The organism is Avibacterium sp. 21-599 (genome assembly GCF_026226765.1).
Lineage (GTDB): Bacteria > Pseudomonadota > Gammaproteobacteria > Enterobacterales > Pasteurellaceae > Avibacterium.
Map to the genome: position 1 here is coordinate 680,590 of NZ_JAKKOB010000001.1, position 18,769 is coordinate 699,358.

The 18,769-nt window shown below is 40.9% G+C and carries 18 protein-coding genes; 8 read left to right on the top strand and 10 right to left on the bottom strand.

The window, feature by feature from the left end:
• Positions 1–145 precede the first annotated feature (145 nt).
• Positions 146–1,099 (top strand): transaldolase, encoded by a 954-nt coding sequence (gene tal / locus L5B83_RS03360; protein ID WP_265777577.1) that lies wholly within the window; start codon positions 146–148, stop codon positions 1,097–1,099.
• 187 nt (positions 1,100–1,286) lie between these two features.
• Here the strand turns inward: tal and L5B83_RS03365 are convergent, their stop codons facing one another.
• On the bottom strand, positions 1,287–2,246 hold the full coding sequence (locus L5B83_RS03365; RefSeq protein ID WP_265777578.1) for an asparaginase: 960 nt from the start codon (positions 2,244–2,246) through the stop codon (positions 1,287–1,289).
• Positions 2,247–2,285: 39 nt separating this feature from the next.
• Positions 2,286–2,474 carry a hypothetical protein gene (locus L5B83_RS03370; RefSeq protein ID WP_265777579.1) on the bottom strand — a complete coding sequence of 63 codons (189 nt, stop codon included), beginning with the start codon at positions 2,472–2,474 and terminating at the stop codon, positions 2,286–2,288.
• A gap of 293 nt (positions 2,475–2,767) precedes the next feature.
• Here L5B83_RS03370 and L5B83_RS03375 point away from each other — a divergent pair, with 293 nt between their 5' ends.
• The 3 genes from L5B83_RS03375 to L5B83_RS03385 are packed head-to-tail and all read left to right on the top strand — an operon-like array spanning position 2,768 to position 3,994.
• Positions 2,768–3,145: a hypothetical protein gene (locus L5B83_RS03375; protein WP_265777580.1), complete on the top strand. Its 378-nt coding sequence runs from the start codon at positions 2,768–2,770 to the stop codon at positions 3,143–3,145.
• Positions 3,146–3,157: 12 nt separating this feature from the next.
• Complete coding sequence (locus L5B83_RS03380; RefSeq protein ID WP_265777581.1) at positions 3,158–3,457, top strand: NGK_0946 family protein; 300 nt, start codon at positions 3,158–3,160, stop codon at positions 3,455–3,457.
• A gap of 9 nt (positions 3,458–3,466) precedes the next feature.
• Complete coding sequence (locus tag L5B83_RS03385) at positions 3,467–3,994, top strand: hypothetical protein (protein ID WP_265777582.1); 528 nt, start codon at positions 3,467–3,469, stop codon at positions 3,992–3,994.
• A gap of 172 nt (positions 3,995–4,166) precedes the next feature.
• On the opposite strand, the gene rpoD is transcribed toward L5B83_RS03385, so the two are convergent.
• The 3 genes from rpoD to rpsU all read right to left on the bottom strand — a co-directional run bounded on the left by rpoD (position 4,167) and on the right by rpsU (position 8,242).
• Positions 4,167–6,038 (bottom strand): RNA polymerase sigma factor RpoD, encoded by a 1,872-nt coding sequence (gene rpoD / locus L5B83_RS03390; protein ID WP_442780636.1) that lies wholly within the window; start codon positions 6,036–6,038, stop codon positions 4,167–4,169.
• Positions 6,039–6,118: 80 nt separating this feature from the next.
• Entirely contained in the window at positions 6,119–7,882 is a 1,764-nt protein-coding gene (gene dnaG, locus L5B83_RS03395; RefSeq protein WP_265777583.1) for a DNA primase, read from the bottom strand.
• A 144-nt stretch (positions 7,883–8,026) separates the two neighbouring features.
• On the bottom strand, positions 8,027–8,242 hold the full coding sequence (rpsU, locus tag L5B83_RS03400; RefSeq protein ID WP_017805200.1) for a 30S ribosomal protein S21: 216 nt from the start codon (positions 8,240–8,242) through the stop codon (positions 8,027–8,029).
• A 237-nt stretch (positions 8,243–8,479) separates the two neighbouring features.
• On the opposite strand from rpsU, the gene tsaD reads away from it, so the two are divergent.
• The 4 genes from tsaD (at position 8,480) to L5B83_RS03420 (ending at position 11,219) form a co-directional block, all read left to right on the top strand.
• Positions 8,480–9,511, top strand: a complete 1,032-nt coding sequence (tsaD, locus tag L5B83_RS03405; RefSeq protein WP_265777584.1) for a tRNA (adenosine(37)-N6)-threonylcarbamoyltransferase complex transferase subunit TsaD — start codon at positions 8,480–8,482, stop codon at positions 9,509–9,511.
• A 9-nt stretch (positions 9,512–9,520) separates the two neighbouring features.
• On the top strand, positions 9,521–9,754 hold the full coding sequence (locus tag L5B83_RS03410) for a hypothetical protein (RefSeq protein ID WP_250363936.1): 234 nt from the start codon (positions 9,521–9,523) through the stop codon (positions 9,752–9,754).
• Positions 9,755–9,766: 12 nt separating this feature from the next.
• Entirely contained in the window at positions 9,767–10,348 is a 582-nt protein-coding gene (locus tag L5B83_RS03415; protein ID WP_250363935.1) for a thymidine kinase, read from the top strand.
• A 115-nt stretch (positions 10,349–10,463) separates the two neighbouring features.
• Positions 10,464–11,219 carry a class I SAM-dependent methyltransferase gene (locus L5B83_RS03420; RefSeq protein ID WP_265777585.1) on the top strand — a complete coding sequence of 252 codons (756 nt, stop codon included), beginning with the start codon at positions 10,464–10,466 and terminating at the stop codon, positions 11,217–11,219.
• A 178-nt stretch (positions 11,220–11,397) separates the two neighbouring features.
• Here L5B83_RS03420 and L5B83_RS03425 read toward each other — a convergent pair whose 3' ends face one another.
• The 5 genes from L5B83_RS03425 to ppx form a co-directional block, all read right to left on the bottom strand.
• Positions 11,398–13,194, bottom strand: coding sequence for a DEAD/DEAH box helicase (locus L5B83_RS03425; RefSeq protein ID WP_265777586.1), 1,797 nt, complete (start codon positions 13,192–13,194; stop codon positions 11,398–11,400).
• A gap of 141 nt (positions 13,195–13,335) precedes the next feature.
• Positions 13,336–14,232 carry a lipoprotein NlpI gene (nlpI, locus tag L5B83_RS03430; protein WP_265778367.1) on the bottom strand — a complete coding sequence of 299 codons (897 nt, stop codon included), beginning with the start codon at positions 14,230–14,232 and terminating at the stop codon, positions 13,336–13,338.
• Positions 14,233–14,336: 104 nt separating this feature from the next.
• On the bottom strand, positions 14,337–16,472 hold the full coding sequence (gene pnp, locus L5B83_RS03435; protein ID WP_265777587.1) for a polyribonucleotide nucleotidyltransferase: 2,136 nt from the start codon (positions 16,470–16,472) through the stop codon (positions 14,337–14,339).
• A gap of 340 nt (positions 16,473–16,812) precedes the next feature.
• Entirely contained in the window at positions 16,813–17,205 is a 393-nt protein-coding gene (locus L5B83_RS03440; RefSeq protein WP_265777588.1) for a pyrimidine dimer DNA glycosylase/endonuclease V, read from the bottom strand.
• A 13-nt stretch (positions 17,206–17,218) separates the two neighbouring features.
• Complete coding sequence (ppx, locus tag L5B83_RS03445) at positions 17,219–18,766, bottom strand: exopolyphosphatase (RefSeq protein WP_265777589.1); 1,548 nt, start codon at positions 18,764–18,766, stop codon at positions 17,219–17,221.
• Positions 18,767–18,769: the final 3 nt, after the last annotated feature.

Below are 18,769 nucleotides of genomic sequence, written 5' to 3' on the forward strand. Positions count from 1 at the left end.
ATCAGGATCACAGATTTTCTTTTCCTCATTCATTGAATTTAATTTAGAATCTACCTATTAATACTAGAGCTAAAATAGCTATATGCGCATCAATAAGATGTGATATTGTATTCCAACTTAACCAACAATCAAATTAGAGGTAAATATGACAACACAATTAGATGCATTACGCGAAATGACCGTAGTTGTGGCAGATACAGGAGATATCGAAGCCATTAAAACCTACCAACCACAAGATGCCACCACGAACCCATCACTCATTTTAAGCGCCTCCGCATTGCCTCAATATGCGGCATTAATTGACGAAGCCATTGCCTATGCCAAAAGCAAAAGTGCTGACAAAGCACAGCAACTTATTGATGCAGAAGATAAATTAGCGGTAAATATTGGTTTAGAAATTCTTAAAATCGTACCCGGACGTATTTCTACCGAAGTGGATGCACGTCTTTCTTACAATACCCAAGCCACTGTTGAAAAAGCACGTAAATTAATCGCACTTTATAATGAAGCTGGGGTTTCCAATGATCGTATTTTAATTAAAATTGCCTCCACTTGGCAGGGTATCCGTGCAGCAGAAATTCTTGAAAAAGAAGGCATTAACTGTAACTTAACCCTCTTATTCTCAGAAGCCCAAGCTCGTGCTTGTGCTGAAGCGGGGGTATACTTAATTTCACCATTCGTCGGTCGTATTCTTGACTGGTACAAAGCCAATAGCGATAAAAAAGAATATGCACCAGCAGAAGATCCCGGTGTGATTTCAGTAACTAAAATTTACAACTATTACAAACAACACGGCTACCAAACCGTAGTAATGGGGGCAAGTTTCCGTAATGTAGGCGAAATTACTGAACTTGCCGGTTGCGATCGCTTAACCATTGCTCCTGCTTTATTAAAAGAATTACAAGAAAATAACACCGCACTTGCTCGCAAACTAGAATATAAAGGTGAAGTGAAAGCTAAGCCACAACCACTTACAGAAAGTGAGTTCTACTGGCAACATAACAGCGATCCAATGGCTGTCGAAAAACTGGCTGAAGGTATCCGTAAATTTGCCATTGACCAAGAAAAATTAGAAGCGATGTTATTGGCGAAGTTCTAATCTCCTCTCAATAAGACAAAGCCCCAACTCACTGGGGCTTTTGCTATATATGAAAATTCTGCCAAAAATCTCACCGCACTTTTAATACTTGTAATGGGACAAACGCAAAACATTCGACCGCTTTTAGCGGTTTCTTACAATGTGTCTCACCACAATAAAGTGCGGTGCAAATGTTAAACTTTTTTCTTTATCCTTCCATATAGCTTTTTAGTGCCTCGCCTTGCAATCCTGCATTCAGCGCGATGAGTAATTTTAAGCGAGCTTTCGGGGCATTCAGTTCTTTCACAAACATTACGCCCTGTTCCTGCAAACTTGCCCCACCGCCATCATAACCATAAACAGGCTCAGCAATACCGTTAAAACAACGAGAAACTAACGCAACAGGAATATTATGTGCTAACAATCGCTGTAATCCTTTCGCAGCTTGCGGTGGAATATTTCCTGCCCCTAATGCTTCAATCACTAAGCCGTCCAATTGTTGCAAATCTAATTGCTCAAACAGCCAGCTATCCATTCCCGCATAAGTTTTGATGACTTGCACATTTCCACTCACTGTTTCTAAATCAAAACGCACGCGAGGCTCGGCGGTTTTGAAAAAGAGAATATCTTTTTTCATAATCACCCCCAAAGGGCCGTGAGTGGGTGTTTGAAAGGTGGAAACATTAGTGGTATGGGTTTTGGTTACATATTTCGCCGCGTGAATTTCATCATTCATAACAACTAACACGCCTTTATCTGCGCTTTTCTCAAAAACTGCCACGCGCAATGCAGAAAGGTAATTATAAATGCCATCACTGCCTAACTCGTTATTTGAACGCATTGCCCCCGTAATGACGATAGGTATTTTAGGAAGTTGCATTGTATCAAGAAAATAAGCCGTTTCTTCCAGTGTATCCGTCCCGTGTGTAATCACCACACCATCATAATTTTGTGCCTCTTGCTTAATTTTCTGGCTTAGGGCAAGCATATGTTCAAGGCGAATATGCGGGCTGGGTAAGTTGAGAAAATCCACCGATTCCACTTCAATATTATGTAAATCCAAACCGACTTTGGTCATAGGATTACGGCTATTTGGTGTCACTTTTCCACTGCTATCCGAGTGCATTGAAATTGTGCCTCCTGTGTGGAGGACGAGGAGTTTTTTCATAAAATTAATACATCATCTGAAATAAAAAATAAACTACGCTTAATGGGCGTCTTTCTCTAAAGCCGTGATCAGTTTCTCAAGGGCTACAATTTGCGTTTTTAGCCCCTCAATTTCACGCTCTCGGCTGGCTAAAATAATATGCTTTATCCTCTTGTAACGCAAGATTGCTGACAGTAAGCGTAAAATAGCTGGAATACGTGGCATTATCATAAGAATAATTAACATCATCCTTTTTCTCGCTTCAAACATTGGGTTATACTTACCATCTCTAGCAATCCTAGGTGCGGTTTCCTCCTTTATTCTTATGCATTCACCCTATGACATAGGTAAGGAATTCCGTACTTCTCGCTTAGGAGACTTTATCTCCTCCTATTGAATATCTTGTTGAGAAATCCGTATTTTTATACATATTTCCCCGATTTTTCACTCGTCTATTTTTTCAGCTTTTTATATCCCATTGCGCTATTGTTTTTTTTTGTACAATTTGAGGCGTTTTTATACTTTTATATGGAGATCTTTAGATGCGTAAACTCGTTTTAAGTGTTCTCAGTTTAGGGTTTGTAGCCTGTCAAAGCCAGCCACCTATACCTACCGTTAGTGATGAAGTTGCTATTTCACGTTTAAATCAATTAGAACGCCTTGATGAGAAAGAATATCAAACTAGGCGGAGTCGCCTTTTAGAAGGCTTAGAAGATGAAAAACTTATCTTACAAAATGAGCGGATTCACTATCAAAATCAAGCCATTCAATATCAAAATACTCGTCAAGCAACTAAAGATGCTATTGATGATTACGGCAGAATATTAATGCATGAAGCAAATGCTATTAATAAATCCAACGAAAATTTAAGCAAAAAACAAGATATTCATATTCATAAGCAACCTGTATTTATATACTAATTGGAGTTAATCATGAAAAAATCGTTTCTTTTCACAATTTTTCCTTTTATTTTAAGTGCTTGTGCTAGTGGGGATTACCACCGTAGTGCCGCATCTATCAATGCTGAACGTAATTCAGCGCAAAGTATTGTTACCGCTGCATCACTTGAACAGGCACGTATGCAACGCACCAATGAACTTGAAGAAAGCATTAAAGTTCGCCAACAACAAGCGTTAGAAAATCAATCTCGCCGTGAGAGTTCATCTGTTGTAACAGAGGCTATTGGTAATGGATTATGTGCGCTTGGAGCAATTATAGGCGCTTGTCGATAAGGATTCTCAATGAAGAAACAGTTATTTTCTATCATTCTTGCAACGGGATTATTGGTTGGTTGTGCTGAGCTGACAAATTTGCAAAAAATGGTTGTGCCAGCTAATTTTAAGCAAAGTGATTTAGTGAATAAAAAATGGTATTGTTCATCTTCCTACGCCACGTGGAATTTGCTTACTAAAGAATATTATACTTATTCACCAAACGGGCGAGTTGTGAGTGATGGTACAATGCGAATTTTGAAAGATGGTCGTGAATTTAACTATAAAATTCATTCTGAGGGCATTTGGCAACTAAACGGACGATATTTATTTGAACGAGCAACTAAAGCATCTGTAACAAAAAATTATAGCGTAAATGCCAAACAAGCATTAAAAGCAAATCCTAAATTAGCTAAATGGGAAAAAGAAATGTTTTTAATATTAAAAACAATGGAAACATCTGCAAAAAAAGGAGCAATTAGAGAAATTGAAACGCTAACCCCCACAGAACTCACCACCATTTTTGCGTCTAGTTATGTGATTTGTGCTAAGCAATAATCAGTTGCGAACTTAGGGAATAAGTTCGCAATTTTTAGCCTCACTGAGAGGATGGGATTATATAACTAAATGAAATCACTTTTAAAATTAAATATACCTCAATATTTGCTACGCAATGATAGCGTGAGCTAAAACAAAAAACCGCACGTTTTAGGCGTGCGGTTTGTTCGTTTTACTCATCCAAGAAACTACGCAAGGTTTCTGAGCGGCTTGGATGACGTAGTTTGCGTAACGCTTTCGCCTCAATTTGACGGATACGTTCACGGGTTACATCAAATTGTTTTCCCACTTCCTCTAAGGTGTGATCCGTATTCATATCAATACCAAAACGCATTCTTAGCACTTTCGCTTCTCTCGGTGTTAAACCTTCTAACACTTCGTGCGTAGCGGCTTTAAGACTTTGTGCCGTTGCGGAATCAAGTGGCAATTCTAAGGTGCTGTCTTCAATAAAATCACCTAAGTGGGAATCATCGTCATCACCAATTGGGGTTTCCATTGAGATCGGTTCTTTGGCAATTTTTAGCACTTTGCGAATTTTATCTTCTGGCATTCCCATTCTTTCTGCCAATTCTTCTGGTGAAGCCTCACGCCCCATTTCTTGCAGCATTTGACGCGAAATACGGTTCAATTTATTGATTGTTTCGATCATATGAACTGGGATACGAATGGTTCTTGCTTGATCTGCGATTGAACGTGTAATTGCCTGACGAATCCACCAAGTTGCATAAGTTGAGAATTTATAACCACGGCGATACTCAAATTTATCCACCGCTTTCATCAAACCTATATTCCCCTCTTGAATCAGATCCAAGAATTGTAAACCACGGTTGGTGTATTTTTTCGCAATAGAAATGACCAAACGCAAATTAGCCTCAACCATTTCCTTTTTCGCTCGGCGTGCTTTTAATTCACCTTGAGAAACCGCATCGCAAATATCGCGAATTTGGCTTATCGTTAAGCCTGTATCTTGTTCAATCTGTCCTAATTGGGCAATTGCCTGACGGATAGGTTCTTCATACTGCGATAATTTTTCAGACCAATTTTTCCCAGCGTTAAGGGCTTTTTCTAGCCATGCATCTTTGGTTTCGTGTCCAATAAATTCTTTTTGGAATGTGCCTTTTGGCATTTTCGCGTTATCCACCGCCATTTTTTGAATATGACGTTCCTGCTGACGCACGCGTTTCATCATATTACGCATAGATAACACTAACGTATCAAATTGTTTTGGCACCAAACGGAACTGCGTGAAGATCTCTGCCAAAATTTGAATTTGATCTCTTGCTTGTTTTTTATGGCGACCGTGTTTTGCAATCGTTTCTAAGGTTTTTTTGTGCTGAGCCTGTAATTCTGCAAATTTTTCACGCGCCACTTCTGGGTCAATACTGTTATCAGAATCACTGTCATCGGAAGAATTACTTTCATCACTTTCTTCCTCTTCGTTTTCATCATCTTCAATTGATTCTGTTGAAACGCTTTCCTCATCTTCTTCGTCAGAAAGCATTTCGTGTTCATCTGATACAGCTTCTTCCACGACGGCATTTGGATCAACAAAACCTGTGATGAGATCAGCTAAACGCATTCCCCCCTCTTCCACCAAAGCGTATTGATGTAAAAGATCGCTCAAGGCTTCGGGATAAGCTGCTACGGCAGTTTGTACTTCATTGATCCCTTCTTCGATACGTTTCGCGATGTCAATTTCGCCTTCGCGGGTTAAAAGCTCCACACTCCCCATTTCACGCATATACATACGCACGGGATCAGTGGTTCGCCCTAATTCCGCTTCCACGCTAGATAATACTTGGGTGGCTTCTTCTACCGCATCTTCATCAGTGATATTTTCATTTAACATCAAATCATCGGCATCCGGTGCAGTTTCTAGCACTTGAATACCCATATCGTTAATCATTTGAATGATGTCTTCAATTTGATCTGCATCTACAAGCTCTTCTGGCAAATGGTCGTTTACTTCAGCATAAGTAAGATAACCCTGCTCTTTCCCTTGTGCGATTAACAGTTTCAATTGAGATTGTGGATTTTGTTCCATATCCATATTATATATCCGCCTCGATGTGTAATTGTGGGAGATAAAATGCTTTTGATTTTATCACCGTTATGTTGGATTAACTATTTATTTTGCTGTTTTTTCAATAATAATTGTGCAAGTGTGTGCCGTTCTTGTTCATTTAGACCTTCTGTGCGTGCTTTCGCGATAAGCATTTCGATATTTTTCTCCATTAGTTGCAAATAAAAAGAACGCAAGGTTTCACGAAATGTGTCTTCGATTTTATCCTCATCGACTAAATGATCCCACACAGCCAGAATTTCAAGGGGGCGAAAATGCTCAGTATCACGGTAATGTTCTAAAATTTGTGCCGTCGTCATCCCCACTCGTTCACGACAAAGTGCGGTGATTTTTTCAAACAAATCTAGCCCTGCCTCATTGAGTACCGACAAGGCACTTAAATTCTCTGGCACAATGTGGATCAACTCTGGATTTTGTAATAGCAAAGCAATCAGCACGCGCATAGGTGTGCGTTTTACCACATTTTGCTTCGGCGTTGATGAGGTATTTTCTTTTTGTGCGGGGATTAAATGCTCAATCTGCGTTTCATTAAAGATCCCCAATTTTTGCGCCAAAAGCTTACGCAGAGATAAACGTAGCAATTCCCCCGGAATTCGGTTAATCAATGGTACCGCAAGCGCAGCCAGTTTTCCCTTGCCTTCTTTACTTGAAAAATCCACCTGTGAACTCAGTGTGGCAAATAGAAAATCACTCAGAGGCTGTGCTTGACGAATATAATCCTCAAACCCTTCTTTACCATATTGACGAATGAAGGTATCAGGATCTTCGCCATCAGGTAAGAAAATAAACTTAATTTGCCGTCCATCTTCTAAAAAAGGCAACGCATTTTCTAACGCTCGCCACGCCGCATCACGCCCGGCACGATCAGCATCGTAACAACAAATAATCTGTTCACTAGAACGAAATGCGAGCTGAATTTGCTCAGGCGTTGTCGCTGTGCCTAAAGACGCAACAGCATAATCTACCCCAAATTGGGCAAGCGCCACCACATCCATATAACCTTCTACCACCAGCAACATTTCAGGACTATCATTAACTTGCAATGCTTCAAACAAGCCATAAAGCTCGTTGCCTTTGTGGTAAGTCATACTTTCTGGGGAGTTCAAATATTTTGGTTTTTCATCCCCTAACACGCGTCCACCAAACGCGATGGTTCGCCCGCGACGATCACGGATAGGAAACATAATGCGATTACGAAAACGATCATAAACATCTTGCTTTTCGTTGCGCGATAACATTCCCACATCAAACAATTTTTGGCGAGCGTCTTGATTGCCTCCAAACTGTTTAAGCACCGCATTAAACTGATTCGGCGAAAAACCGATTTGAAAACGTTCAATCACCTCAGCAGATAAACCGCGCTTTTGCACATAAGATTGTGCAGGAATATGATGCGCAAGTTGCTGATGATAAAATACTGCAATTTCTTGCATTAGCTGGTAAAGATCTTTCTTAGTGCGATAACTCGCTTGGGATTTGCCTTTGTTATCCAAGTGCGGTGAGTTTTCATAAGGAATTTCCAGCCCTAAATGATTGGCAAGCTCTTCTACTGCCTCAATGAATTCGAGCTTATCATATTCCATTAAAAAATTAATCGCATTACCGTGCGCGTGGCAGCCAAAACAATGGTAAAACTGCTTTTTAGGGCTTACGGTAAAGGAAGGCGTTTTCTCGTGATGAAAAGGACAACAAGCCTGAAATTCACGCCCTGCTTTTTTCAGCTTAACCCGTGAATTAATTAATTCGACAATATCTGTTCTGGCAAGAAGATCATCAATAAATGAACGTGGAATATGGCCTGCCACAATAATTTCCTCTCATTTCAATCAATGTAGATTTAGAAAGACATACCTAAGATAATAAGAAATGACAGAGCTAAAAACAACAAAACCGTGATTCCAAAAGGTTTCACGGCCTGCTTAACTCGAGTTTAATTAAAAAATTTTTAATTAGTATAAACGTACATTACGTGCATTCTCACGAGCAACGCGTTTTGCGTGGCGTTTAGCACGAGTTGCGTTTTCACGTTTACGAATTGTTGTTGGTTTTTCGTAAAATTCACGGCTACGAACTTCCGCTAAGATTCCTGCCTTTTCGCAAGAGCGTTTGAAACGACGTAATGCTACGTCAAATGATTCATTTTCACGAACTTTAATTACCGGCATAAGCCATCACCTCAATATGGATTAATATTTTGCAAAATTTAGACCGTTTTGATAAACGGCTTATTTAAACTAATAAGGGTCGCAATTCTAATTCAAATTAAGCGCAAAAGCAAAGAAAAGATCCAATTTTTGTTGAAATTCTGCTTTTCGCTGAATGGAAAAATGATCGCCAACTGGTGAAAAGACAATAAACAGGGTAAAATCACCTCAATTTTTCCTATATCAAAGAGAGAAAAAATGCGAATTTTAGGCATTGAAACATCTTGTGATGAAACAGGTGTGGCGATTTATGATGAAAATAATGGGCTTATCGCCAACCAACTTTACACTCAAATTGCATTGCACGCCGATTATGGTGGAGTTGTACCTGAATTAGCATCACGCGACCATATCCGTAAAACCGCTCCGTTAATTCAAGCTGCATTAGCACAAGCAAATCTAACCGCCAGTGATATTGATGGTATTGCTTATACTTGCGGGCCCGGACTGGTGGGCGCATTATTGGTTGGCTCAACCATTGCGCGTGCTTTGGCTTATGCGTGGAATGTGCCAGCCATTGGGATTCATCATATGGAAGGGCATTTACTCGCCCCAATGTTAGAAGAAAATGCACCGCACTTTCCTTTTGTTGCCTTGTTGGTATCAGGCGGTCATACTCAGCTTGTACGGGTTGATCGCGTAGGACAATATGAAGTGCTTGGCGAAAGTATTGATGATGCTGCAGGCGAAGCCTTTGATAAAACAGCGAAATTACTTGGTTTGGATTATCCGGGAGGGGCGGCATTGGCACGCTTAGCGGAAAAAGGCACGCCTAATCGCTTTACTTTTCCACGTCCAATGACAGATCGCCCCGGCCTTGATTTTAGTTTTTCTGGCTTAAAAACCTTTGCGGCAAATACCATCAATCAAACCATTAAAGAAGAAAGAACACTCACCGAGCAAAGCAAAGCAGATATTGCTTATGCGTTCCAACAGGCGGTGGTAGAAACCTTAGTGATTAAATGCCGCAGAGCCTTGAAAGAAACGGGCTTTAAACGCTTGGTTATTGCAGGTGGGGTGAGTGCTAATCAACAATTACGCCAAGCCTTGGCAGAATTAATGGCACAGTTGGGGGGAGAAGTTTTTTACCCACAACCGCAATTTTGTACGGATAACGGGGCAATGATTGCCTATACAGGATTTTTACGCCTGAAACACGGTGAGCATTCACCATTAGAAATTGAAGTGAAACCACGTTGGGCGATGACCGAACTGAACGAAATTAAATAAGGATCATTTATGCAATCTCACCAATCTAACGCAATGCGTGCCGCTGGCATCGGCTGCGTGCTTATGCTTCTTGCTATCGCTGTTGTCTTGATCAAATTACCGACTGCACAGGTAATGGATCTACTTACCCTTGCAGGACAATGGGTAGGACAAGGCACTACTGTTGGCATTTTTATGCTTGCCACGCTCCCACCATTGACGGGGCTGGTATTTTACTTTATTTGGAAATGGCTAACAAAATAACCGCACTTTATTATGGCTAAACTTTATTTTTATTATTCTACGATGAATGCGGGCAAATCCACGACCCTGCTACAATCAGATTACAACTACCGTGAACGGCAAATGAATACGCTGGTTTACACCGCCGCCATTGATGATCGCTTTGGGGTGGGCAAGGTAACCTCTCGCATTGGGATTAGCCAGCAAGCGAAATTGTTTCATAAAGAAACGGATCTTTTTGCCGACATTGCTCTGCATCTTGAACAAGAAAGTCTGCATTGTATTTTGGTGGACGAAGCACAATTCCTCACCAAAGCGCAAGTTTATCAACTAAGCGATGTGGTGGATAAATTACATATACCCGTTTTATGTTATGGATTACGCACCGACTTTCAAGCGGAACTCTTTGAGGGTAGTAAATATTTACTTGCTTGGGCTGATCAGCTAGAAGAGTTAAAAACCATCTGCCATTGTGGACGCAAAGCCAATTTCGTATTGCGTTTGAATGATCAGGGTGAAGTGGTCAAAGATGGCGCGCAAATTCAAATTGGTGGCAATAATCATTATGTTTCCGTATGCCGTCGTCATTACAAAGAAAAAATTGAACAGGCATAAAACAGACTATTTTTTCACCGCACTTTATTTGTAAACAAGAATTGATCGCATTTAACTAGGAAGGACACAGGAAAGCTGATATAGTTGAATGATGATTAATCCTAAGGGAGGTAATATGAAAAAAGAAGAAATGGGACATAATTTTCTTGCCCGATTAGGCAAAACACGTTTACGCCCGGGCGGGCGCAAAGCCACAGAATGGCTGATTGCTAACGGCGATTTCAACGCGCATAAAAAAGTCTTAGAAGTGGCGTGCAATATGGGAACAACGGCCATTGAGTTAGCCAGTAAATTTGGCTGCCATATTGAAGGTGTAGATCTTGATGAAAACGCATTAGAGAAAGCAAGAAAAAATATCGCTGAAAAAGGGCTACAAGATAAAATTCACGTTCAACGTGCCAACGCAATGAAATTGCCCTTTGCCGATAACAGTTTTGACATCATTATCAATGAAGCAATGCTCACAATGCTACCAGTGGAAGCCAAAATTAAAGCGGTACGCGAATATTATCGCGTTCTCAAGCCCAACGGCTTTTTGCTCACTCACGATGTCCTTCTTACCACAGACGATGCAGACAAGGTGCTCCAACAGTTACGCGAAGCCATTAACGTTACCGTAACCCCATTGACAAAACAGAACTGGAAATCACTCTTTTTAGACGCAGGATTTCGCAACGTGGAAACCTATTCGGGCAAGATGAGCTTACTTTCTCCAACAGGAATGATTTATGACGAAGGGGTATTCGGCACAGCCAAAATTATCCGCAATGCCTTAAAGCCAGAAAATCGCCCAACATTTACAAAAATGTTTAAGGTTTTCAATGATCCTGAGAAAAAATTAGGCTTTATCGCCCTATGTAGTCAGAAATAAATTAAGCGGAAATCCTCCGCCCTTATCACGCTAAAGTGCGGGGATTTTTTAGTGAATTTTGGTTTTTATACAAACAAATTTATGTGCAAGTTCCCGCTTTACACGGAAAATGTACCGCCTTATATTTTACGATAAAAATAAAAAATAGCCCCAAAGGGGCTATTTTTAACAACTAGAATTATCTTTTTCTTGAACGAGATTTAAAACCGCCTTCATCAAAAGTGCGGTGATTTTTTTCTTTAAATTTGCGTTCACCTTTGCCGCGGGCAAAACGCTCATCAGCGCGACTTTTGCCTTTTCCAGCAAAGCCTTTTCCTTTACCCTCGCCCCCTTTCACTTCACCAAGGAAAGACATTTGCATTGGTTTGTTCATTACACGAGTTTTCGCGAAATGATTGAGCAATTCTTTCGGCATTCCTTGTGGTAATTCAATGGTGGAATGACTATCGTAAAGTTTGATATGCCCAATATAACGGCTGTTAATATCCCCTTCATTAGCAATGGCACCAACAATATGACGCACTTCAACACCATCTAAACGTCCTACTTCAATGCGGTATAAATCCATCGGCTGCGGATTACCATAGCCACGACGTTCAGCTGAACGTGGATTCTCACGGCGGCTACGCTCCCTTGGGGTATGTTTATCAAATACAGGATCAGGTGGGAGAATTAATTTTTGTTTACCTTGTAATAGCATTAGCATTGCAGCAGCAATGTCTTCCTGATCTTGATCAGCAGTGAATAGATCTTCTAATAAGCTACGATATTGTTCTAGATCGTGATGCTCTAGCTGTTTGGTAATTTGTGCCACGAATTTTTTACGGCGGCAAGCCTGTAATGCTTCGTGGTTTGGAATTTCCACTTCTTCAATTGGCTTTTTGGTTAAGCGTTCAATATTTTTTAACAAGCGGTTTTCTCTTGGTTCAACAAAAAGTAAAGCTCGCCCTGCGCGTCCTGCACGACCGGTTCGCCCAATACGGTGAACATAACTTTCTGCATCAAGAGGAATATCATAATTTACCACTAAACTAATACGCTCAACATCCAGACCACGCGCAGCAACATCAGTGGCGACGAGTATATCTAAACTGCCGTTACGCAGACGGTCTAGAGTTTGCTCACGCAATTGTTGCGTCATATCCCCATTTAATGCAGCGGCACGGAAGCCGTGTTTTTCCAGTAACTCAGTAATATCAAGGGTGGCAGTTTTAGTACGTGCAAAGATAATCGCCGCATCAAATTCTTCCACTTCAAGAAAACGTAATAATGCCTCGTTTTTACGAAATCCGCGAACATACCAACAGCTCTGTGTAATATCCGGTGCGGTGCGTTGTGTAGATTGAATTTTCACCTCTTTTGGCTCGTGCATAAAGCGTTTTGTAATACGGCGAATAGGTTCGGGCATTGTTGCCGAAAATAAGGCTGTTTGATGCTTCTCTGGCAGTGCTGCCATTACTGTTTCCACATCGTCAATAAAGCCCATACGTAACATTTCATCTGCTTCATCTAAAACAATGGCTTTTAACTCAGAAAGATCAAGAGTGTTACGTCTAAGGTGATCTAAAATACGCCCCGGTGTCCCCACCACCACTTGCGCCCCTTGTTTTAAAGCGCGCAATTGAATGTCATAACGTTGTCCACCGTAAAGGGTAACAATATTGATGCCTTTGGCATATTTCATAAATTGTTCACAAGCATCTGCCACTTGAATGGCAAGCTCGCGGGTTGGTGCCATCACTAACATTTGTGGCATTTTTTTATTTGGCTCAATTTGAGCTAAGAGTGGGAGAGAAAAAGCAGCGGTTTTTCCACTCCCTGTTTGTGCCATTCCCAGCACATCATCACCCGCCAAAAGGTGAGGGATACAAGCCTGTTGGATTGGTGAAGGGGATTCAAATCCCATATCTGTTACAGCATTAAGGATAAATTCAGGAAGTCCTAAATCATTAAAAGTGATGTTTGTTTCAGTCATTAAAATACTCGAATATAAAAGGAAAGCTCAATTACTTTCAGTTTGGCAAAGCCGAGGTGTTACTAATAGATAGCAGCTTTGCGGATAACATTGTTGAAAATTTTTACGTTTTACAACACCAAATCTAGGTAAATACCTAGCTTATTTTGCTTGCTGACGTTTTAATTTCGCCAATTCAAGCACTGCAAAACGATACTCAACAAAGTTATACACCTGATTCGCTATGGTCAGTTTAAACAGATTTTCTGCTTTTTCTTTTTGACCCAAATTGAGTTGTTGTTTTGCTAGATAAAAATAGGTTTCGGTCAATACTTCAGCATAAGGGATTTTTTGCGTTTCAGCAAATTCTCTCCCTTGCTGTTGTAGCTCTGCAAGCGATAACTGACCTAAATAATATTGCACAATATAACTGCCCCACTGCTTTTGCGAGAGTGCAGAGGCTTGTTGTGCTAACTGCTGTTTAGCCTTTTTAGGATTGATTTCTAGTTCATTGAGGTATAACCATAATGCACGGTAAGCATCGCTTTGATCTTGTTGATAAAACTGCCAAAAGTCCTGCTGTGCAAGTGGGTAACGCGCTATATAATAAAAACCTAAACCTCGATTAAATAGGCTATATTCATCTTTTGGATTAAATTCCAATGCCACATTAAACGCTTCTAAAGCCTCATCATAATTTTCATTAATAAGCTGATAGACGCCTAAATAATTATAAAGTGCGGCATTTTTTGGCTGAAAAATTAAAGACTGCAAAAAGTCATAACGTGCTAATCCCCAAAGACCAAGAGCGTCATATAGCACGCCTCGCTCAAAATGTAAGGAAGCACGATCTTTTTTATCCATTCCGCCAATTTGTAATACTTGGCTAATCCGAGCAATCATAATTTCTTGCTCAAGATGGCCATTTGGTGTCTGCGTCGCAATGAGCAATTTATTTTTTGCCATAAATGGTTGCGAATCTACACAGCCGACAAGTAACAACGTAAAACACCAGATTGAAAACAACCTGAAAGATTTTATACGCCAATTACATTGCATCATTGTTTAGCCTTAGTTTTTTAGCTTAAGTATGCCTGACTGACAATGTCAGCCAGTTTTCCATTAAGGAAAATAGCTCCCTAACAAGTAGGGAGCAGAGTTTGTTATTCTTGCTCGCTCACGTCAAGCACAATCTCTTCTGATTGGCTTGTTTCTTGTTTTGGAGCAATATCTTTCATCGTTAAACGGATACGACCTTGACGATCAATTTCAACCACTTTCACGCTCACTTCCTGACCAACAGTCAAGTAATCACTTACTTTCTCTACACGTTCATCAGCAATTTGTGAAATGTGAACTAAGCCTTCTTTATTGCCTACTAATGAAACAAATGCACCGAAATCAGCAAGGCGAGTTACTTTACCTTGATAGATTGCACCTGCTTCCACTTCCGCAGTGATATCTTCAATGCGAGCCATTACTTCTTTCACCGCATTATTATCCACGGCTGCGATTTTCACTGTACCGTCATCATCAATATCAATCGAGGTACCCGTTTCTTCCGTTAATGAGCGGATCACAGCGCCACCTTTACCGATCACATCTTTAATTTTCTTCGGATCGATTTTCATCGTGTGAATACGCGGTGCAAAATCTGAAATATCTTCACGCGGTGCGGGAATGGCTTGTTCCATTACACCAAGAATGTGCATTCTTGCCCCTTTCGCTTGATTAAGCGCAATTTGCATAATTTCAGGCGTAATTCCTTCAATTTTGATATCCATTTGCAGTGCAGTTACCCCTTCGCGTGTCCCTGCAACTTTAAAGTCCATATCACCTAAGTGATCTTCATCACCTAAAATATCAGAAAGCACGACAAATTTTTCGTCTTCTTTCACTAAGCCCATTGCAATACCCGCAACCGCCGCTTTAATTGGTACACCTGCATCCATTAAAGCTAATGATGCACCACATACTGAAGCCATTGATGAAGAACCATTTGATTCGGTAATTTCAGAAACAACACGAACAACATAGGGGAATTCGCTCAAACTAGGCATTACCGCAGCCACCCCACGTTTTGCCAAGCGACCGTGACCAATCTCACGACGTTTTGGTGAGCCGATCATACCCGTTTCACCCACAGAATATGGCGGGAAATTGTAGTGGAATAAGAAATGATCGGTTTTTTCACCAGTTAATTCATCAATAATTTGTGCATCACGCTCTGTACCTAAGGTTGCCACTGCCAACGCTTGAGTTTCACCACGAGTGAAAATCGCTGAACCATGTGTACGTGGCAATACACCGGTACAAATATCCAACGCACGCACCGTATCCACGGTACGACCGTCAATACGAGGCTCACCATTTAAAATGCGTGAACGAACGATTTGACTTTCAAGTGCGGTAATAATATCAACAATTTTTCCTTCACTGATGGTTTCATCTTCCGCTGTGAGTTGGCTCACAACATCTGCTTTAATTGCATCAATTTGCTCATAACGTGATTGTTTTTCGGTAATACGATAAGCATCGCCTAAACGGCTTTCGGCTAATGCTTTCACTTTATCAATCAACGCGGTATCTGGTGCTGGAGGCTGCCAATCCCAACGAGGTTTACCTGCTTCTTGAGCAAATTCTTTAATCGCTTCAATCACCACTTGTTGCTGTTGATGACCGAACACCACTGCGGCTAACATTTGTTCTTCGGTTAAAATATCCGCTTCCGATTCCACCATTAATACGGCTTTATCAGTGCCTGCTACCACTAAGTCTAAACGGCTTTGTTTTTGTTCGCTCGTGGTTGGGTTTAAAACAAATTGACCATCAATAAAACCAACGCGCGCCGCACCAATTGGTCCGTTAAATGGCACGCCTGAAAGAGTAAGTGCCGCAGAAGCCCCAATCATCGCGACTAAATCAGGGCTAATTTGTGGATTTACCGAAACCACGGTTGCCACGATTTGAATTTCGTTGAAAAAGCCTTCAGGGAATAATGGACGAATTGGACGATCGATTAAACGTGCAATTAAGGTTTCGCCTTCTGATGGACGGCCTTCACGTTTGAAAAATCCTCCCGGAATACGTCCCGCGGCATAAGTACGCTCTTGATAATTTACCGTTAATGGGAAGAAATCTTGTCCTTCTTTAACCTCTTTTTTCGCTACCACAGTAACGAAAACGCTGGTATCGTCCATACTCGCCATCACTGCTGCCGTGGCTTGACGGGCAATTGCACCGGTTTCTAAGGTTACCGTGTGCTGACCATATTTAAATTGTTTAACAATTGGATTCACAATATTTTCCTTTCAATTAAATGAAATAAGTGCGGAATATTCCGCGTGAAATGCTTTTCGTAAATCAACCTTTTATCTAACCAGTTGATTTCACTACTTTTCCCAATTGCGACTAGCAAAAATCATCTCAAAAAAAGACCGCACTTAATCTCTTACCAAAGATCATTTTTGATAGCCGCACGCCAACGGGAAAATAAAAAGCCCTGCTATTATACAGGGCTTTTTCGTTTATTGATACCAATTCAACCAAATATCTTTTTCGCTGAGGAAAAATTAGAAATCGTTAATATGTTACCGTTGTGTCAGTTTAAAACGATAAAGTACCGCATCATTACTATAATCAATTAAAATCGAAAGCGATTGGCGTGAACCTCGGTACTTTTGGCATTCTTAATTGAATACGTTCGCGGTTGATTTTTAGCGCCTGTTCTGTGGGCTGATAATCTTGCCATAGGCTAGGATCTAGGGGTAAATCCGCCGACCAAAAATATTGTACGTTAAAACCACGCGCTTGGCATTCTTGGTGTAATAAGTCATAACGTTTTTTTAGAAAGGCGAGCTTATTGAAGAAAAATCGAACGTGTCCTTCACCTAATTTGTAGTCTGCTGGTTGCCCTGTGAGGTTGTATTTCCCTTTTGCAACCGCGTTGGGAATACGTGTGAGTTCACGATGCTCAGCAAGCAAGTGCTGATCACAAAGTTCTTGTGGTGGGACAACATTGATCCTTGTCATTGTTTCTCCTTACTTATGAAAAAGTTAAGCCCAAATCTATCTCTTTTAATAATTTGTTTTCAGCGATGAGATCATTTCGTACTAATGGATTTTGTGCTAAATAATTTGTGTCAAATTGGATTGTCCATTGGGCTAAAGTGCAGTCAATTTTGAGCGAATTTTTTTCACTTAATACCGTAGCTTGGCGGGATTTATTGAGCAAAATCGCTAAACGCAATAAACGCACAAGGGCGAGGATATCTTGCTCGGCATAACGAGAAAATTTAGTGAAATCCGTTCGTTTGATGTTGTTGATTTGATAGCGTACTAAGGTGGTGAGCAAGCGTTGTTGCTCTTTATCAAAGCCGGGCAGTTCCATATTTTGTAGAATGTAGGCAGAGTGCTTTTGCAAGCCTTTATGATTGATGACAATGCCCACTTCGTGTAGTCGCGCCGCCCAAAGTAGAATTTCCACCATTTCTTCTTGTAATGTACTGTTTTGCCAAGTGTGATACTGCTCCGCAAGCTGTTTGGCGCATTGATAGACCCGTTCAGATTGTGCCACATCAAGGTTAAATTGTTCTGCAAGGGCAAGGGCGGTGCGCTGGCGGATATTACTTACTTGGAAATTTTTTTCTAGGCTATACATTACGCCTTCACGTAATGCCCCGTCGGAATAACGCATTTGCTCAATACCGAATACTTCAAATACCGCCGTGAGAATGGCAAGCCCCGGTACGAAAACGTCTGCACGATCTTCATTTAAACCGTCTAAATGTAGATCGTCAAAATGGGCGACTTGCAAGACTTTCTCGCTGAGCTGGGCTAAACGCTGGGCGGTGATAATTCCGTTGGGGTCAAGATTTGCACTAATGACTTGATAGACGGTTTTAATTGTTCCTGATGATCCTAGAACCGATTGCCAACCTAATTTGCGATATTCAAAAGCTAAATCTTCAATTTTATTCACCGCACTTTGTTTTGCGCGCTGAAAGTTTTCGGCAGAAATTTGTCCTTGAGGGAAGAATTTTTTGGCAAAGCTCACACAACCCATATGGCGACTTTCTGCAATCAGTGGATGAAAATCATCGCCGATAATCATTTCTGTTGAGCCACCGCCAATATCTACGACAAATTTTCGTCCTGTTTCTGGTTGTGTGTGAGAAACGCCAGCATAAATGGTTTTCGCTTCCATTTGCCCTGTGATAATGTTAATTGGGTAAGGAAAAACCTGCTCGGCTTGGCGTAAAAATTCTGCATTATTGACGGCGGTACGTAGGGTGAATGTTCCCACCACATTGACATTTTCAGCCTTAAAACCTTGTAGCCGTTCAGCAAAGAGGGCAAGACAATTGACCCCACGTTGAATCGCCTCTTGGCTTAAGTGATTATTTTCATCTAGCCCTTCAGCAAGTTGAACTTTTTGTTTGAGGCGTGAAAGCACTTGGATTGAGCCATTAATAATGCGGGCGATAATCATATGAAAGCTGTTTGAACCCAAATCAATGGCTGCGATTTCCCGTGCTTCGCCACGCTGATGTAAATAATCAGAGGCTTTGGTTAGAAGGTTTTCGTTATTCATAAA

Bases quoted from the DNA above. Each gene is read 5' to 3' on its own strand.
- L5B83_RS03370 (WP_265777579.1), bottom strand. From the start codon at position 2,474: ATGATGTTAATTATTCTTATGATAATGCCACGTATTCCAGCTATTTTA.
- rpoD (WP_442780636.1), bottom strand. From the start codon at position 6,038: ATGGAACAAAATCCACAATCTCAATTGAAACTGTTAATCGCACAAGGG.
- L5B83_RS03385 (WP_265777582.1), top strand. From the start codon at position 3,467: ATGAAGAAACAGTTATTTTCTATCATTCTTGCAACGGGATTATTGGTT.
- L5B83_RS03375 (WP_265777580.1), top strand. From the start codon at position 2,768: ATGCGTAAACTCGTTTTAAGTGTTCTCAGTTTAGGGTTTGTAGCCTGT.
- nlpI (WP_265778367.1), bottom strand. From the start codon at position 14,232: ATGCAATGTAATTGGCGTATAAAATCTTTCAGGTTGTTTTCAATCTGG.
- ppx (WP_265777589.1), bottom strand. From the start codon at position 18,766: ATGAATAACGAAAACCTTCTAACCAAAGCCTCTGATTATTTACATCAG.
- L5B83_RS03365 (WP_265777578.1), bottom strand. From the start codon at position 2,246: ATGAAAAAACTCCTCGTCCTCCACACAGGAGGCACAATTTCAATGCAC.
- rpsU (WP_017805200.1), bottom strand. From the start codon at position 8,242: ATGCCGGTAATTAAAGTTCGTGAAAATGAATCATTTGACGTAGCATTA.
- tsaD (WP_265777584.1), top strand. From the start codon at position 8,480: ATGCGAATTTTAGGCATTGAAACATCTTGTGATGAAACAGGTGTGGCG.
- L5B83_RS03415 (WP_250363935.1), top strand. From the start codon at position 9,767: ATGGCTAAACTTTATTTTTATTATTCTACGATGAATGCGGGCAAATCC.
- tal (WP_265777577.1), top strand. From the start codon at position 146: ATGACAACACAATTAGATGCATTACGCGAAATGACCGTAGTTGTGGCA.
- L5B83_RS03425 (WP_265777586.1), bottom strand. From the start codon at position 13,194: ATGACTGAAACAAACATCACTTTTAATGATTTAGGACTTCCTGAATTT.
- L5B83_RS03440 (WP_265777588.1), bottom strand. From the start codon at position 17,205: ATGACAAGGATCAATGTTGTCCCACCACAAGAACTTTGTGATCAGCAC.
- L5B83_RS03420 (WP_265777585.1), top strand. From the start codon at position 10,464: ATGAAAAAAGAAGAAATGGGACATAATTTTCTTGCCCGATTAGGCAAA.
- L5B83_RS03410 (WP_250363936.1), top strand. From the start codon at position 9,521: ATGCAATCTCACCAATCTAACGCAATGCGTGCCGCTGGCATCGGCTGC.
- L5B83_RS03380 (WP_265777581.1), top strand. From the start codon at position 3,158: ATGAAAAAATCGTTTCTTTTCACAATTTTTCCTTTTATTTTAAGTGCT.